The organism is Pseudomonas sp. GM48, assembly GCF_000282335.1.
GTDB lineage: Bacteria > Pseudomonadota > Gammaproteobacteria > Pseudomonadales > Pseudomonadaceae > Aquipseudomonas.
Map to the genome: position 1 here is coordinate 1 of NZ_AKJM01000142.1, position 16,693 is coordinate 16,693.

General features: G+C 60.9%; 14 protein-coding genes. 13 read left to right on the forward strand and 1 reads right to left on the reverse strand.

Annotated features, from left to right (window positions below; translation table 11 throughout):
* Positions 1-136 precede the first annotated feature (136 nt).
* From waaF to PMI28_RS03490, 13 genes are all read left to right on the forward strand, one after another.
* Positions 137-1,171: a lipopolysaccharide heptosyltransferase II gene (gene waaF, locus PMI28_RS03550; protein WP_007991497.1), complete on the forward strand. Its 1,035-nt coding sequence runs from the start codon at positions 137-139 to the stop codon at positions 1,169-1,171.
* Between the two features lies 1 nt (position 1,172).
* On the forward strand, positions 1,173-2,234 hold the full coding sequence (waaC, locus tag PMI28_RS03545) for a lipopolysaccharide heptosyltransferase I (RefSeq protein WP_007991498.1): 1,062 nt from the start codon (positions 1,173-1,175) through the stop codon (positions 2,232-2,234).
* Complete coding sequence (locus PMI28_RS03540; RefSeq protein ID WP_007991501.1) at positions 2,234-3,355, forward strand: glycosyltransferase family 4 protein; 1,122 nt, start codon at positions 2,234-2,236, stop codon at positions 3,353-3,355. The genes waaC and PMI28_RS03540 overlap by 1 nt, the downstream gene beginning before the upstream one ends.
* Positions 3,356-4,162, forward strand: a complete 807-nt coding sequence (gene rfaP / locus PMI28_RS03535; protein ID WP_007991503.1) for a lipopolysaccharide core heptose(I) kinase RfaP — start codon at positions 3,356-3,358, stop codon at positions 4,160-4,162.
* Positions 4,162-4,896 carry a lipopolysaccharide kinase InaA family protein gene (locus PMI28_RS03530; protein WP_007991505.1) on the forward strand — a complete coding sequence of 245 codons (735 nt, stop codon included), beginning with the start codon at positions 4,162-4,164 and terminating at the stop codon, positions 4,894-4,896. The genes rfaP and PMI28_RS03530 overlap by 1 nt, the downstream gene beginning before the upstream one ends.
* Positions 4,893-5,645 (forward strand): lipopolysaccharide kinase InaA family protein, encoded by a 753-nt coding sequence (locus PMI28_RS03525; protein ID WP_007991507.1) that lies wholly within the window; start codon positions 4,893-4,895, stop codon positions 5,643-5,645. Before PMI28_RS03530 ends, PMI28_RS03525 begins: the two co-directional genes overlap by 4 nt.
* The gene (locus PMI28_RS03520; protein WP_007991509.1) at positions 5,645-7,096 is read left to right on the forward strand and encodes a lipopolysaccharide kinase InaA family protein; all 1,452 of its coding nucleotides are present in this window, start codon (positions 5,645-5,647) and stop codon (positions 7,094-7,096) included. The genes PMI28_RS03525 and PMI28_RS03520 overlap by 1 nt, the downstream gene beginning before the upstream one ends.
* A gap of 275 nt (positions 7,097-7,371) precedes the next feature.
* A complete protein-coding gene (locus PMI28_RS03515) occupies positions 7,372-9,129 on the forward strand; it encodes a carbamoyltransferase family protein (protein WP_007991511.1) in 1,758 nt (585 codons plus the stop codon).
* Entirely contained in the window at positions 9,113-10,243 is a 1,131-nt protein-coding gene (locus tag PMI28_RS03510; RefSeq protein ID WP_007991513.1) for a glycosyltransferase, read from the forward strand. Before PMI28_RS03515 ends, PMI28_RS03510 begins: the two co-directional genes overlap by 17 nt.
* A complete protein-coding gene (locus tag PMI28_RS03505; protein ID WP_007991515.1) occupies positions 10,243-11,139 on the forward strand; it encodes an antimicrobial resistance protein Mig-14 in 897 nt (298 codons plus the stop codon). The genes PMI28_RS03510 and PMI28_RS03505 overlap by 1 nt, the downstream gene beginning before the upstream one ends.
* 8 nt (positions 11,140-11,147) lie before the next feature.
* Positions 11,148-12,590 (forward strand): PIG-L deacetylase family protein, encoded by a 1,443-nt coding sequence (locus PMI28_RS03500; RefSeq protein ID WP_007991517.1) that lies wholly within the window; start codon positions 11,148-11,150, stop codon positions 12,588-12,590.
* Complete coding sequence (locus PMI28_RS03495) at positions 12,587-13,741, forward strand: glycosyltransferase family 4 protein (RefSeq protein ID WP_007991518.1); 1,155 nt, start codon at positions 12,587-12,589, stop codon at positions 13,739-13,741. The genes PMI28_RS03500 and PMI28_RS03495 overlap by 4 nt, the downstream gene beginning before the upstream one ends.
* On the forward strand, positions 13,738-14,622 hold the full coding sequence (locus PMI28_RS03490) for a glycosyltransferase (RefSeq protein WP_007991521.1): 885 nt from the start codon (positions 13,738-13,740) through the stop codon (positions 14,620-14,622). The genes PMI28_RS03495 and PMI28_RS03490 overlap by 4 nt, the downstream gene beginning before the upstream one ends.
* Positions 14,623-14,734: 112 nt before the next feature.
* Here the strand turns inward: PMI28_RS03490 and PMI28_RS03485 are convergent, their stop codons facing one another.
* Positions 14,735-16,597: a bifunctional O-antigen ligase/aminoglycoside phosphotransferase family protein gene (locus PMI28_RS03485; protein ID WP_007991523.1), complete on the reverse strand. Its 1,863-nt coding sequence runs from the start codon at positions 16,595-16,597 to the stop codon at positions 14,735-14,737.
* Between the last annotated feature and the right edge of the window lie 96 nt (positions 16,598-16,693).

The window sequence follows — 16,693 nt, forward strand, 5'->3', positions numbered from 1 at the left end:
GCGAGCCTGCTCGCGATAGCGGAGTGACAGTCGACAGCAATGTTGAAGGTGATGACCCCATCGCGAGCAGAGCGCTTCCACAGTGATTTTCGAGGCGGGGAGGCGTAGGCCTCCCCGGTTCGTTTATGGAAACCACATGAAAATTCTGATCGTTGGGCCCAGTTGGGTCGGTGACATGGTGATGGCGCAGACACTTTTCCAGTGTCTTAAGCAACGCCACCCTCAGTGCGAAATCGACGTGCTGGCCCCCGAGTGGAGCCGGCCGATTCTTGAGCGCATGCCCGAAGTTCGCCAGGCCTTGAGCTTTCCGCTCGGTCACGGCGTTCTGGATCTGGCGACGCGTCGGCGCATCGGTAAATCCCTGGCCGGCCAGTACGACCAGGCGATCCTGTTGCCCAACTCCCTGAAGTCGGCGCTGGTGCCGTTCTTTGCCGGTATCCCGAAACGCACTGGCTGGCGCGGCGAATTCCGTTACGGCCTGCTCAATGACGTGCGCACGCTGGACAAAGATCGTTACCCGCTGATGATCGAACGCTTCATGGCCCTGGCTTACGAGCCGGGCGTTGAGCTGCCAAAACCGTATCCGCGCCCGACGCTGCAGATCGATCCGGTCACCCGTGAAACGGCACTGGCCAAATTCGGCCTGACCCTCGACCGTCCGGTGTTGGCCCTGTGCCCCGGCGCCGAGTTCGGCGAGTCCAAGCGCTGGCCGTCCGAGCATTACGCCAAGGTTGCCGAAGCGAAGATCCGCGAAGGCTGGCAAGTCTGGCTGTTCGGTTCGAAAAACGATCACGCCGTGGGCGAAGACATTCGCGCACGTTTGATTCCCGGCCTGCGTGAAGAGTCAGTGAACCTCAGTGGCGGCACTTCGCTGGCCGAAGCCATCGACCTGATGTCCTGCGCCGATTCGGTGGTGTCCAACGACTCCGGCCTGATGCACGTCGCCGCCGCGCTGAACCGCCCATTGGTAGCGGTCTACGGTTCGACGTCGCCGGGTTTCACACCACCGTTGGCCGAGCATGTGGAAATCGTACGCCTGGGCATCGAGTGCAGCCCATGCTTCGACCGCACCTGCCGTTTTGGCCATTACAACTGCCTGCGCCAGCTCATGCCGCAGGCCGTGAACGAAGCCTTGCAGCGGTTGCAAGGCACTGTGGTCGAGGTCAAATAGCTTGCGGGTTCTGTTGATCAAGACGTCTTCGCTGGGCGACGTCATTCATGCGTTGCCGGCGTTGACCGACGCGGCGCGGGCGATCCCCGGCATCAAATTCGACTGGGTGGTGGAAGAAGGCTTTGCCGAGATCCCGACCTGGCATCCGGCGGTGGGCAAGGTGATTCCGGTGGCGATCCGTCGCTGGCGCAAAAACATCTGGCAGACCATCAAGAGCGGTGAGTGGAAGCGTTTCAAGCAAAGCGTTCGCGCCTCGAAATACGACTTGGTGATCGACGCCCAGGGCTTGCTGAAAAGCGCCTGGCTGACCCGTTATGTCAAGGCGCCGGTGGCCGGCCTCGATAAAAGTTCGGCACGCGAGCCAATTGCTGCACGCTTTTACAATCGACGTCTGGCCGTTGCCCGAGGCCAGCACGCGGTGGAGCGAGTGCGTCAGCTGTTCGCCATCGCGTTGGGCTATGACTTGCCCAAAGGCCTGGGCGACTACGGTCTGAATGTCGAGCGCCTGGTGGAGCTGCCGCGCAAGAATCCTTACGTGGTGTTTCTGCATGGCACCACCTGGGACACCAAGCACTGGCCTGAAGCCTATTGGCGCGAGCTGACCGAACGGGTCGGCTACCTTGGCGTAGGGGTGAAGTTGCCTTGGGGCAATGCCCAGGAGAAAGCCCGCGCCGAGCGCATCGCCGCGGATTTCAAACACGCCGAAGTGTTGCCAAAATTGAACCTGGCGGGTGTCGGCAAGGTACTGGCCGGCGCGCAAGCCTGCGTGGCGGTAGACACCGGCCTGGGGCATCTGGCCGCCGCGCTGGATGTGCCGACGCTGTCGCTGTTCGGCCCGACCAATCCGGGCCTGACCGGCGCCTACGGCAAATCGCAGATTCACCTGGCCAGCGACTTCCCCTGCGCGCCGTGCCTGCAAAAGAAATGTACTTACCAACCGACGGCCGAAGATGCCCGTCAGTTTGACCTGAAACGCGAGTGGCCATTGTGCTTCACGCGACTGAATCCCGAGCGTGTCGCCAGCCGACTGAGCACGTTGTTACTGGCTGAGGAGCTGCGCTGATGCAATTGGCATTTGTCTTGTACAAATATTTCCCGTTCGGCGGCTTGCAGCGCGATTTCATGCGCATCGCCCTGGAGTGCCAGAAGCGCGGCCATCAGATTCGCGTCTACACGCTGATCTGGGAGGGCGACGTGCCGCCGGGCTTCGAAGTGCTGGTGGCGCCGGTCAAGGCGTTCTTCAACCATCGGCGCAATGAAAAGCTCAGCGAATGGATGGAAGCGGACCTGGCCAAGCGCCCGGTTGACCGTCTGATCGGCTTTAACAAGATGCCGGGTCTGGACGTGTACTACGCCGCCGACGGCTGCTTCGAAGACAAGGCGCAGAACCTGCGCAACTCGCTGTACCGCCGTTGGGGTCGCTATCGCCACTTCGCCGAATACGAGCGCGCAGTGTTCGCCAGGGACGCCAAGACCGAAGTGTTGATGATTTCCGAGGTCCAGCAGCCGTTGTTCATCAAGCATTACGACACACCGCTGGAGCGTTTCCACCTGCTGCCGCCGGGCATTGCCCAGGATCGTCGCCGGCCGGCCGATGCCGACGAAATTCGCGCAGGGTTCCGCGCGGAATTCAAGCTCCAGGACGACGAACTGCTGCTGGTGCAGATCGGCTCCGGGTTCAAGACCAAAGGTGTGGACCGCAGTCTCAAGGCACTGGCGGCATTGCCCGCCGAGTTGAAGAAGCGCACCCGGCTGTTTGTAATTGGCCAGGATGACCCCAAGTTATTCCAGATGCAGAGCGCGACCTTGGGGTTGGGCGACAACGTCACGTTCCTCAAGGGTCGCAGTGACATACCGCGTTTCCTGTTGGGTGCCGATCTGTTGATCCACCCGGCGTACAACGAAAACACCGGCACGGTTTTGCTTGAAGCGCTGGTGGCCGGCTTGCCGGTGCTGGTGAGCGCGGTGTGCGGTTACGCCCATTACATTGCCGAGGCCGATGCAGGTCTGGTGCTGGACGAACCGTTCGATCAGGCACAACTGACGCAGTACCTGACCGGCATGTTGAACGACGCTCTGGCAAGGGCGGCCTGGAGCCGCAACGGTCTGGCCTTCGCCGAAACGGCCGACCTCTACAGCATGCCGCAGCACGCGGCCGATGTGATTCTGGCGGAGCACGCTTAAATGAAGTTGATGCTGGCTGAACCGTTCAAAAGCCTCTGGGCCGGACGCGACCCGTTCGCCGAAGTCGAGGGGCTTGAGGGCGAGGTGTACCGCGAGCTGGAAGCGCGCCGGACATTACGCACGGAAGTCGACGGCAACGGGTTTTTCGTGAAAATCCACCGTGGCATCGGCTGGGGCGAAATCTTCAAGAACCTGCTTACAGCCAAGCTTCCTGTACTGGGCGCGGGTCAAGAGTGGAGGGCCATCCAGCGCCTGCAGGAAGTCGGCGTGCCGACCATGACCGCCGTGGCGTACGGCGAGAAGGGCAGCAACCCGGCCGACCAGCACTCGTTCATCGTCACCGAAGAACTGGCGCCTACGGTCAGCCTCGAAGATTTCAGCATCAACTGGATCAGGCAGCCTCCCGAACCAAGACTCAAGCGCGCACTGATCGCCGAAGTCGCACGCATGACCGGCATGATGCACCGCGCCGGGGTCAACCACCGCGACTGCTACATCTGCCATTTCCTGCTGCACACCGACAAACCGGTGACGGCGGACGACTTCAAGCTCTCGGTGATCGACCTGCACCGTGCCCAGACCCGTCCGACGATCACCTTGCGCTGGCGCAACAAGGACCTGGCGGCCCTGTACTTTTCGGCCCTGGACATTGGCCTGACCCGCCGCGACAAGCTGCGTTTTCTCAAAGGTTATTTCCAGCAGCCGCTGCGTCAGATCCTGAGTGAAGAGGCGTCGTTGCTGGCGTGGCTCGACGGCAAGGCCAACAAGCTCTACGAGCGTAAACAGCGATACGGGGATGCGCTCTGATGTCGGGTTGGAAACTGGAACCGGCCTACAGCGATCTGGCCGATGACTTCGGCAGCCTCGAGGCTGTGTTTGCATTGCAGGGCGAGCAATTGACCAGCGATCTGCTTTCGGAAGTCATCCGTGTCGAGCGCAATGGCGTCAACTATTACGTCAAGCGCTACGTGGGCGCTGGCAAAGGCTTGCGGCGTTACCTCGGCAAGCCTCGGGTGAAGATGGAGTGGCAGAACCTCAAGCGCTTCGCCAAGTGGGGCATTCCCACCGCCGAAGTGGTGGCCTGGGGGCTGGAGCGGCGCGGTGTGGCCTACGCTCGTGGTGCGATGATTACCCGGGAACTGCCGCGTACCGAAGACTTGTCGGCACTGGCCGAGCGGCGCGACCCGAAACTTTCGGATCGCGCCTGGGTCGATACTGTCAGTCGTCAGTTGGCCGAATACACCCGGATCATGCACGATCACCGCTTCACCCATAACGATTTGAAGTGGCGCAACCTGCTGATCGACGATGAGGCCCGAGTGTTTTTGATCGATTGCCCCAACGGCGATTTCTGGCGCGGTTTCTGGCTCAAGTACCGTATTACCAAGGATCTGGCGTGCCTGGACAAGGTCGCCAAGTATCAACTGTCGACTACCCAGCGCCTGCGCTTTTACCTGCAATACCGCAATCGGACCCGGCTCAACGCTGCGGACAAAAAACGCATCCGGCATGTGGTGAGATTTTTCGAGGGACGCGAATGACCGATTTTCTGGCCGCCGAGGACCGTGCGCTGCTTGAGCGCCATGGCCTTGGCACGTTCGAGGCACTCTGGGCCATGCAGCTCGAAGCGGTGGATGAACCCAACACCGGTCGCGGCGGCTGGAGCAGCGTGTCTCGGCTGGATCTGGAAGGTCATGGTTTCTACCTCAAGCGCCAAAGCAATTACCTGACCCGCACCTTGCGCGCACCGTTCGGCGAGCCAAGTTTTGCCCGCGAGTTTCGCAACATCTCCCATTACCAGAAACTGGGGATTCCGGCGCTGGAAGCGGTTTTTTACGGTGAGCGCAAGGTCAATGGCGAAGTCCGGGCGATCCTGCTGACCCGTGCCCTGGATGGTTGGGACGACCTCGACTCGCTGTTGCAGCGCTGGGCTGAATTGAGCCCCGAGCAGCACTCGGAAATCCTCAAGGCCAGTGGTGAACTGGCCCGGCAACTGCACGCTGCACGCCAGGTGCATGGTTGCTTCTACCCCAAGCACATTTTCATGCGCGCCACCGGCAACGGCTATCAGGCTCAATTGATCGATCTGGAAAAGACCCGACCGTTGCTGTACGGGCAGCGTGACCGAATCAAGGACCTGGAACCGCTGACGCGCCGTGCGTCCGAGTGGGGCGAGTCGCAACTACGGGAATTGCTGGCCGCCTATCTGGATCAGCCGCAGGAAAGCTCACTGATCGATAGTTGGCTGCAGCGCTTGACGGCGCGGCGCAGCCAGAAGAGGCCGCGCTGATGCGATTGTCCGAATTGAAGTCCGCCGGCCGCAATCCGGTTTTGCCGCTGAGCATATCGCTGGCCGACGCTGCCGGCCCCGCCGATTTACAACTGCTGAGCCTGTTGCGGGTGTTGCCGGGGCAGCGTTATGTCGGTGCTGGCGTCTGGCGTGGTCGGCCGGTGCTGGCCAAGTTGCTGGTCGGCAGCAAGGCAGCCCGGCATTTTCAGCGTGAACTGGACGGCGTGCGCCTGCTCTCTGCCCAAGGGCTGACCACGCCGCAGCTGTTGGCCGACGGCCTGAAAGAAGGTGAGGGTGGCTGGCTGCTGTTCGAGTTTCTGGAGGGCGCCGAAAGCCTGGGTGATACCTGGAAGCAGGTCGAGAATTTACCGGTGTTATCCGACGGGCAGGGGGCGGTGTTGGCCGAGGCGTTAGGCGCCATCGGTCAAATGCACCGCAAAGGACTGTGGCAGGAAGACCTGCACCTGGACAACCTGCTGCGTCAGCGTGGTCGTCTGTACTTGATCGACGGCGCCGGGATTTGCTCCGAAACGCCGGGGCAGCCCCTGTCGCGGCAGAAAGTCCTGGAAAACCTCGGGGTGTTCTTCGCCCAGTTGCCCAAGTCGCTGGAGCCCTTCATTGAAGAGTTGCTGGTGTATTACCTGCTCAGCAACGGCGAGCACGCCCTGCCGATGGAGGCGTTGCAGAAGCAGATCGACAAGGTCCGCAACTGGCGCCTCAAGGACTTCCTGAACAAGATCGGCCGCGAGTGCACACTGTTCAGCGTCCAGCGCGGAGCCTTTGGATTGCGGGCGATTCGCCGCGAGGAAGAGCCGTCAATGTTGCCGGTGCTGGAGCAGGCCGATGCCTTGCTCGATCAGGGGCATCTGTACAAGACTGGCGGTGCAGCGAGCGTCGGCAAGGTCGAGGTGGATGGCCGCACACTGGTGATCAAGCGCTACAACATCAAGGGTTTTGCCCATTGGCTCAAGCGCTTCTGGCGTCCGAGCCGGGCCTGGCATTCATGGCGCGAAGGCAACCGCCTGGCGTTCCTCGGGATTGCCACACCGAAGCCGCTGGCGCTGCTGGAAAAACGTGTTCTCTGGCTGCGAAGCCGGGCGTACTTGATCACCGAGTATCTGCCCGGGCCGGACATCATCGAGCGGTTTGCGCCGTATGTTGAGCGTGGCGATGCACCGGAAGCCGAGCTGGCGGCGCTGGATCATCTGTTTGCCGAGTTGATTCGCGAACGCATCAGCCATGGCGACTTCAAGGGGCATAATCTGTTCTGGCAGCAGGATCGCTGGGCGTTGATCGACCTTGACGCGATGTGCCAGCACGGCTCCCTCGGCAGCTTCGCCCCGGCGTACGCAAAGGACCGCGCGCGGTTCATGCGCAATTGGCCTGAAAGCAGCGCCCTTTACCAGGTCATCGATCAGCGTCTTCCCAAAGACATCTCCAGCGCTGCCTAAGCCGCTATCGCGAGCAAGCCCGCTCCCACACTGAATCTTTGTCGAACACATATTTTGTGTGCGGCCGAGAACCACTGTGGGGGCGAGCTTGTTCGCGATGACGGACTACCCGGCAACCCATGTTTGGCCAGTGTCCCGAATTTTGTGGGCGCCCAAGAGCTTGCCGCTGCTTTTACGCTATAATCCCGCCCTTTAGCTGTCTCTCGCCCCTTGCGAGGGCACATTAATTTTTGAGGCGCTTGCGCCTGCATGCAGACTAAAGAGGCTAGACCCCTGTGGCATTGACGATTCTTGGCCTGTCCGGCGCCCTTAGCCATGATCCTTCCGCAGCCCTGTATATCGACGGCAAACTGGTCGCGGCGGCTGAAGAAGAGCGCTTCGTACGCGATAAACATGCAAAGAACCGCATGCCCTACGAATCGGCGAAATTCTGCCTGGAGCAGGCCGGTATCAAGCCGTCCGACGTTGACGTGGTAGCGATCCCGTTCGCCCCGATCAGCCTGTTCGGCAAGGCCCGCTGGCAGTACGCCAAGCGTTACTGGTACGCCCCGGACCGTGCACTCGACGCGATCCTGATGGGCAACCGTCGCTACAAGCGCTATCGCAACAAGATCGTCTGGTGCCTGGAGCAATTGGGTTTTGATCCGAAGAAGATCAAGATCGAGCCGGTCGAACACCACCTGGCCCACGCCTCCAGCGCTTATCACTGCTCCGGTTTCAAAGAGAAAACCGCGATCCTGGGCATCGACGGCAAGGGCGAGTACGCCACGACCTTCTTCGGTTATGGCGAAAACGGCAAGATCCACAAGATCAAGGAGTTCTTCGATCCGGACTCCCTCGGCGGCCTGTACGGCGCGATCACCGAGTTCCTCGGTTTCGATATGCTCGACGGTGAGTTCAAGGTCATGGGCATGGCGCCGTACGGCGACGCCAGCAAATACGATTTCTCGCGCCTGGCTTCGTTCGAAAACGGCGAGCTGGTGATCAACACCGACTACGCCAACGTCATCGGCCTGCGTCGCTATAAAGAGAAGGGCAAGGGTTACTACTTCTCGCCGAAGCTGATCGAGTGGCTGGGGCCGAAGCGCGAAGGCGACATCGCCGACGAGCCTTACATCCACTACGCCGCGAGCATTCAAGCGCTGTTCGAAAAAATTGCGCTGCAGATGATCGACTACTACCTGGGCGGCGTGCTCAAGGAAACCGGCAAACTGGCCTACGCTGGCGGCTGTGCGTTGAACGTCAAGCTCAACCAGAAAATCATTGCTCGCGATGACGTCAAAGAGCTGTTCGTGCAGCCTGCGTCCGGCGATGCCGGTACCGCGGTGGGTGCGGCAGCCTATGTGTCCCACGCCCGTGGCGTACCGGTCGAGAAGATGGAACACGTCTACCTCGGCCCGTCGTACAGCAACGAAGATGTTATCGCTGCGTGCGCCCGTCACGAGAATAAGCCAACCTGGCGCAAGCTCGACAACATGCCGGAGCAGATCGCCAAGATCATGGTCGACGGCAACCCGGTGGCCTGGTTCCAGGGGCGCATGGAGTTCGGTCCGCGTGCACTGGGTGGTCGCTCGATCATCGGCTGCCCGAGCATTGCGGGCGTGGCTGACCGGATCAACCATCAAATCAAGTTCCGCGAGCGCTGGAGGCCTTTCTGCCCGTCGATGCTCGACACCGTGGCGCCGCAGATGATCAAGATCGATCACCCGGCTCCGTTCATGACCTTCACCTTCGAAGTGGCGGAAGAATGGAAAACCCGCGTGCCGGAAGTCGTCCACGAAGACGGCACCTCCCGCGCCCAGGTGCTCAAGCGCGAATACAACCCGCGCTACTACGACATGATGAAAGCGCTGGAAGTGCTCACCGGCAACGGCGTGTCGCTCAACACCTCGCTCAACCGTCGCGGCGAACCGATGATCTGCTCGCCGACCGATGCGCTGAACATGTTCTTCGGTTCGGATCTACAGTATCTGATCATGGAAGACATCCTGGTGGTCAAAGAGGGCGCGAACGCCTATGACACGTTCGGCTGAACGTCATGTGCTGCAGTTCTGTCACGGCTATGACGGGCCGTTCCTGGACTGCGCACGGCAGTACGCCAGCCTGTTCGCGGGGACCGGCTATCGCGTGACCACGGTGTTCCTCACCGGGGCTGCCGATGCCGAAGTCGCCGCGGGCTGTGCCTCCGATGAAGTGCTGTTCATGGAGTACAGCTCCAAGGCCATTCGTGGCCTGAAGCTGGGCGCCATCGGCGATCTGCGCAAGATCGCCGCGTCGCGCAACTTCAGTTTCTGCATCGCTCATCGCTTCAAGCCTATCTATATCGCCTTGCTCGGTACGTCGTTGCCGGTCATTGGCGTGCACCACGGGTTTGAAGACTACAAGCGCGGCAGCCGCAAACTGTTCGCGCATATTTTCCGCAAGCGTCTGAGTTTGCTCGGTGTGTCCGACGCGGTGCGCGACGAGATGCGTGAATGCCTGCCGAAGTGGCCGGCTTCGCGAATTCAGACGTTGTACAACCGTATTGACGTGGAGGCCCTGCACGCCTCGCAAGTATCGGCTCGCGAGGCCCGGGAAACCCTGGGGCTGGCGGCGGATGCCTGGATCGTCGGCAACGTCGGACGGCTGCATCCGGACAAGGACCAGGCCACGCTGCTGCACGGTTTCGCCGAGGCGTTGCCGCAGTTGCCGGCCAACAGCCAGCTGGTGATTCTCGGCAAGGGGCGCCTGGAGGAAAGCCTCAAGGCTCAGGCCCGCGAACTGGGCATCGGTGACCGTGTGCTGTTTCTCGGCCAGGTGCCGGATGCGCGCAACTACTTCCGCGCCTTCGATGTGTTCGCCCTGAGTTCCGATCACGAACCGTTCGGCATGGTGCTGCTGGAGGCCATGGCCGCCGGTGTACCGTTGCTGGCCACCGCCTGCGGCGGAGCGAAGGAAGTGGTCGAAGGCGTGGGTATCCTGTTTCCGCTGGGCGATGCCGAACATCTGGCCAAGGGGCTGCAACATCTGGCCGCCATGGATAAGCAGCAACGTCGACAGTGTGCCGAGTTGATGCTCGAGCGCTTGCGCGAACGCTTTTCCGACCGCGCCGTGCGCGATGCTTTCTGGCACTTGCCGCACGTTACCGAACTGGCACAGAGGGGCTGATGCTCAACCGATTTCAAGGCTGGCGCGAGCGTGGCTGGGCGGTAGTCGACGCCTCGACTTACGCCGAAACCTGGCAGCGTTATGGCGGCAGCGTCGCGACTCATCCCATGGTGGTCGAGCGGCTGGCGAAACTGGCCGACATTCCTGTGCGTTACCTGGCCTGGGTGCAGGCTGACGAGATCAAGGCGGCGATCCCGACCTGGGGCCGCGACCTTGCCTTGTCCAAGGACGTACTCAAGCGTCGCGGCAAGAAAGGGCTGTTCGATCTGGGTAACGCCGAGATCATCCTGCCAGCCGCTGCCGATGCCCAGGCGCCTTTGCGCCATCGCGGGCGCTATCTGTCGGCGTTGAACGAGGGGCGGTTCACCGGCATCAGGTTGCAGACCGAGCAACTGGCCATGGCTCGCACACCCGAAGAGCTGTCGAAAAAGTTTCGCTACAACCAGCGCCGCGAATTGCGCCTGCTGGAAGAGGCCGGGGGCGTGGTGCGGCCGGTGTCCGAGTTTTCCAGCTTCGATCTGGCGGCGATTTATTGCGACCTGTTCCAGCGCCGCTGGGGCTTCCCGGCGACGGGCGCCGAACGCATGGCCGAGGTCATCGAACTGTTGCGCGAGTGGCTGATCGGTTCGGTGATTTTCCTCAACGATGCGCCGATCGCGATTCAACTGGTGTACCGCGTCGAAACCCCGCAGTGGATCAGTGTCGAGTACATCAATGGTGGGGTCGATCCCGAAACCCGTGAGTTCAGTCCCGGCAGTGTGCTGAGTTTTCTCAATACGCAAAGCGCCTGGGAGCATGCCCGGGCGCAGGACAAGCCGTTGCGCTTTTCCTTCGGACGCGCCGACCGTGAATACAAGGATCGCTGGTGCAACTCCGTGCCGGTCTTCACTGTATGAGCCAAGCCATGAGCCGCAAACAGCAACTGCTCAAGCGCCATCGGCGCACTAAACGCATCGGCCTGTTGATTGCGTTGGTGCTGTTGATCGTCATTGGTGTGCTGGTGGCCTGGTGGTTGCCGCTGGTGCTGGCGGTTATGGGCTGGATCGCCCACGAAGCCTGGTTTGCCGACCATCTGTTCTACTCACCGAAAGACGATTACCAGTACAACTTTCCCCCCTACACGCCACAGCCCAAGGTGCACCTGAACGGTGAACATTTACGGCTGGACGAGGGCGTGATGCTGGTCGACGACGCGACGCTGGTGTTGGCCCTGCGGGTAAAAAGCACCTGGCTGGGACGCTTTATCGATCCGGTGGTCGAGTTGGCGGGGGGCGAAAACCCTGACCGGCAAACCTTCGAGCGGGGCGTAAACGGCCTGCGTTACCTCAACCTCAGTGGTCAGGCCCAGGCGCTGTCCCGTGGTGACCTGCGCTTGCGCGGGCGTTTCTGTCGCGTGCTCGGCGAGCCCGTGCTGTGGGCACTGGAACATCCGGATTACCGGCGTCAGCGGGTGATGGTCATCGCGCCCCACGCCGATGACGCCGAACTGGCGGCCTACGGTTTGTACAGCCAGGCCGATGAAACCTGGATCGTCACGCTGACCGCCGGTGAAATCGAAGCCGAACACTATCGGCAGATGGGCCTGAACAAGGTCGATGCGGCCCGCTTGAAAGGCCGCCTGCGCGCCTGGGACAGCATTGCCGTGCCGCGTTGGGCCGGTGTGCCCGAGGCTCACTGCGTACAACTGGGTTATTTCTGTTTGCAACTGGCAAGCATGCAGGCCGCGCCTGGCGTGGCGGCGGGATCGCGGGAAGCCGACCTGAGCGATACCCGGCTGTTTCGCCAGTTGAATCCGTTCACGCTGCCTGGCGATGCCGATGGCGCGCCGACCTGGAACAATCTGCTGGCCGATCTGCGCGAGTTGCTGCTGCGGGCCCGGCCCGAGGTCATCGTGCTGCCGCATCCGACCCTGGATCCGCATCCCGATCATATCTGCGCCCAGGCAGCAGTCCTTGAAGCCTTGCAAGGCCTGGACTGGCAACCGACCACGCTGCTGGGCTATGCCAACCACTTGCACGACAACGACCGCTGGCCGATGGGCGATACCGGCGATGGCATCGCCTTGCCACCCATCTTCGCTTCGACCCAGCCGATGCAGCCTTATTGCCTGCCGATGGCGCTGGAACAACAGCGAGACAAAGCCATGGCGCTGGGCATGATGCACGACCTGCAACCGGCGATGCCGTTCAAGCGTCGCTTGCGTCGGTTGATACAGCGGTTGTTGGCCCGCCGGTTGCCGCCAACCTACGGCGAGAACGAATTCTTTCGCAAGGCAGTCCGGCGCCACGAGCTTTTGTGGTCCCTCAAGCACACACCAGGTAATGTTTCTCAGCGGGGAGAGTTATGAGTCAGCGGTCGAAGGTCCTGCAGCTGCAGCCTGACTACAACGTCAAAGCCCATGATTTCGCCGACCTCGCGGAGCAAATCGTCAAGGCCCTGCCCAGTGATCGCTATGAAGTGACCGCCGCGTTTTTGCGCGGCAAACCCGGGCCGGGGGAAGCGGTGAGCCGAGCCGACCGTTCGGTGTACTTCGAGTTTTCCGACAAGTCCCTCAAGGGCATGCGCCTGCGGGCGATGTGGCAGCTGTACAAGTTCTGCCGCCGGGAAAAGTTCGATGTGGTGATCTGCAACCGCTTCAAGCCGGTGAACATGATGCTGGCACTCAACCGCTGGTTGAAAGTGCCGTTGTGCATCGGCATTTCCCATGGTTTTGGCGAGTACGACCGTTTTTACCGGCGCCGCCAGACCCAGCGCCTGATCGATCGTCACTGGCGCTTCGTTGGCGTGTCGCCTGCGGTGAAACAGTATCTGCTGGACTGTGACTGCGGCTTCACCGACCAGAATACCTACGCCATTACCAATGCCATCGACATCGAGCAAGCCGAAGGTCTGCAGCACAGTCGTGAAAAGGCCCGTGAAATGCTGGGCATCGATCCGTCGGTGCGGTTGATCGGTGCGTTGGGGCGACTGGTGCCGGTCAAGGGCCATATCTATTTGCTGCAGGCCTTTGCCGCACTCAAGGACAAATACCCGAACACCCAGCTGGCGATCATCGGTGCCGGTCGCGAAGAGTCGCGCCTGGCTGCGGAAATCGACCGCCTCGGCCTCAGCGGTCGTGCCCATTTGCTGGGGTTCAAGGAAATCGCCCTGCAGTACATTCGCGCATTCGACATCTGGACCATGCCTTCCCTGGCCGAAGGCCTCGGGCTGGCGCTGCTTGAAGGCATGAGCGGGCATTTGCCGGTGATTGCCTCGAACGTGCCGGCCATGTTGCCGCTGATCGAGGGGGCCGGTGGCCTGGCGATTACGCCGAAGGATGTGCCGACGCTGCAGGCTGCGCTGGACACCTACCTCGGGCTGTCGGATGACGAGCTCAAGGCCAAGGGTGAGCAGGCCTTCCGTTATCTGCAACAACACCATGACATCGAGGTCTTCCGCCAGGAGTACCTGAACCTGATCGACTCCGGCCTGGAACAGGCCCGCAAGGAACAGCCATGAACGACGCGAAACCCATCGTCACGGTCATCATCGCGTCGTATAACCACGCCCCTTACATCGAGGAAAGCATTCTCAGCGTCCTCAACCAGACCTATCAGAACATTGAGTTGCTGGTGGTCGACGATGGCTCGAAGGATGACAGCGTCGAGCGGATCAAAGCGTTGCAGGCCATCCATGGTTTCGACTTCCGGGTCCAGGAAAACCAGGGGCTGACCAACACCCTCAATGGTGCGATTGCCCGGGCAAAGGGCAGCCTGATCGTGCCGTTCGGTTCGGATGACATCATGTTGCCGGAGCGAATCGCCACGCAGGTCGCGCATATGGAGGGCAAGCCCGAGGTCGGAATCTGCGCCGGCAACATCGAGCTGATCGATGCCGACGGCAATCTCTACCCGGAGAAGCGCCAGCGTCGGGATGTCCCGTTCCGTCGCCTGGACTTCGATGACATGTTCCTGGAGCGCAAGCCCTATCCGCCGGCACCGACCCTGATGATTCGTCGCGAAGCGCTGGACAAGGTGGGCGGTTTCGACCCGACCATTCGCCTGGAAGACTTGCTGATTGAACTGAAGGTGACCCATGCCGGTTACTTCATCGATGGCCTGAATGTGTTGATGGCGCGCTATCGCAAGCACGCCACCAACTCCTACAAGAACCACCGCTTCATGATCGATAGCATCCTGCGCACCTACGCGCTCTTCAGCGACCACCCGTTGTATGACGAGGTGCGCTACAGGTTTCTCAACTCCATGTTCCTCAAGACCGCCAACCGTGATCGCAAGCTGGCGCGGGAGTTGCTGGCGCAGATTCCGTTCAAGGCCTGGAACAAGAAAACCTGGCGCGGGCTGGGCCGGATGTATTTCTCACGGTTGGAGAAAGACTGAGTCACCGCCGGTTTGCACCAAGATCCAGGTAGTGATCGAGTGGTGCCCGAGCACGCCGAAAGCCAGATACCCGCGTAAGCTGCCATCGCGATAAGCGGGTTGATTTCTGTCATCAGTGAGCCTGGGCCGGAGGACTCCCGGCCAGTACTTGCCTGTGCAAATTATCTACGTCGGCTTGCGAGGCCGCCGCGGCGTATCCCTGCAGCAGTGCTTCGAAGTGGTCCTCGAACAGCCAGCGCCGATCTTCTGCGTAGCGCTGCATATGGCGCAGATTACGCCGGCGCAGGGAAGGGCTTAAAGATGAAGGGTAAATTCGCAGGTCGGCCAGGTCGATCAGGCCGAACTCGCCGTCCTCCAGCACCAGCACATTGCCCAGGTGCAGGGAGCGGAAGTACACCCCTTGCTGATGCAATTGAGCCATGAACTTGCCGAAACGCTCCACCAGTGCCTGGCGCACTGCCGGGGCGGTGATGCCTTGCAGGATCTGGCGCAGCGTGTTGCCCGGCAACGGAGAGTAGTGCACAGCGGTGCTGCCGTCTTCGAACCGGTAAAGGTCAAGGATGTGCGGTGTCGGGACGCCCATATTGCGCAGTTGCACGCTGTTGACGGCAAAGCGATCGGAATAAGGCGTGAAACTGCCCGAGGTGTACCAGCGGCGGCGGCGGAACAGCTTGAGAAAGCTGCCATCGGTCAGGCGCAGGACTTTGGGGCCCAAGCCATCCTCCTCGATGACCCGGGCATCGGCAGTCAGCTGTTGCAGGGCGCTTGGCGTCGCGGTCTTGATCGGCGTGTCCAGCAGGCGCCTGGCCCGTTGATTGATGCTCAACGCGGCGATCAGTGCCAGGGGGATCCACAGCAGGAACCAGTGCTCCTTGGGACGAGAGATAATCCCGCCACCTTCGGTCAGGCCTGCACCGATACCGAAGGCCAGCCAGGCTGAGGCAATAATAAACAGCGGTTGCACGCGATGGCGCTGGCTACTGATGAGGCTCCATACGAGGAAGAACAGCCATGGCAGCAGTCCGATAATGCCGACGTAGTAGAGCACGCCCAGGATAAAGCTATGGGGCTCCTCGAGGGGGTAGCCGACGCCTGGGTCCAGAGTCAGCTCGGCGTTGTAGCTGTGTCCGATCCATGGATGTTCAGCAATCTTGTCCAGGGCCAACTGCCAGAGCTCGATACGGAAGGAGCTGCCTCTTTCAAAGATTTTGTCCGCAAACAGAACGAGCGTCGCTGTTCCAGCGATGAATATGGAGCCAAGCATCAGGACCGAGCGTCGATTCCAGCAGATGAAACACAGCCACAGCGCAGCCAGCGTCAGTGCAACCAGTGGGGTCCTGGAACCGGTGGCCAGCACTGTGGCGAACATGATGGCCATCGCCGGTATGCTCAACCAAAGTACCTGGCGTCGCTTGCAGGTCATGCTCAGGCTCAGCCAGTAGGTACAGAAAAAGCCGAAAACGTGGGAGCTGAGCAGTGGATTGTCGAACGCGCCTGCACCGATCAGGCGCATTTCCGGTTGGTAGATCTGGTCGAACCTGTACAGGTTGTAGACGGAAGCGATCAGCGCGACCATCGCGGCGCAGAACAGCAGGGGCTGAATGATTTCGCTGCGATAGCGCACCAGCAGGTAGCAGCCGACGAACAGAAACAGGGTATGCAATGAGGGTTTGAACTGACCAAACTCGATGTCGTCGCCTGGCCCCCAGCTCAGGCTGAGCAGTGCCCATGCCAAAAACAGCAGGACTGCAATGACGACCGGTTCGTGCAGCAATTCTTTGCTGAGCCGTGGACGCAGGCACAGTGCAATCAGTGCCGGAATGCTGAACAGGCCATAGTAAAGCTTGTGAAGCACACTGCGCCCTGGCAGGAAAAACAGCGCACAAAGCAGCAATAAATAACCGAGCGGAAGGATCCACAGACAAATGAAATCGAAGATTCTATTGGACGTGCTGTTCAAAGCGTTTAATTGCATGCTGAGTAACTTATTCCTGAATTGAGCGACCGTACCAAGGCAGGGGCATTAGGTGGCTATTTGACGCGCCACAATACACAGACTGTATGCGATTGC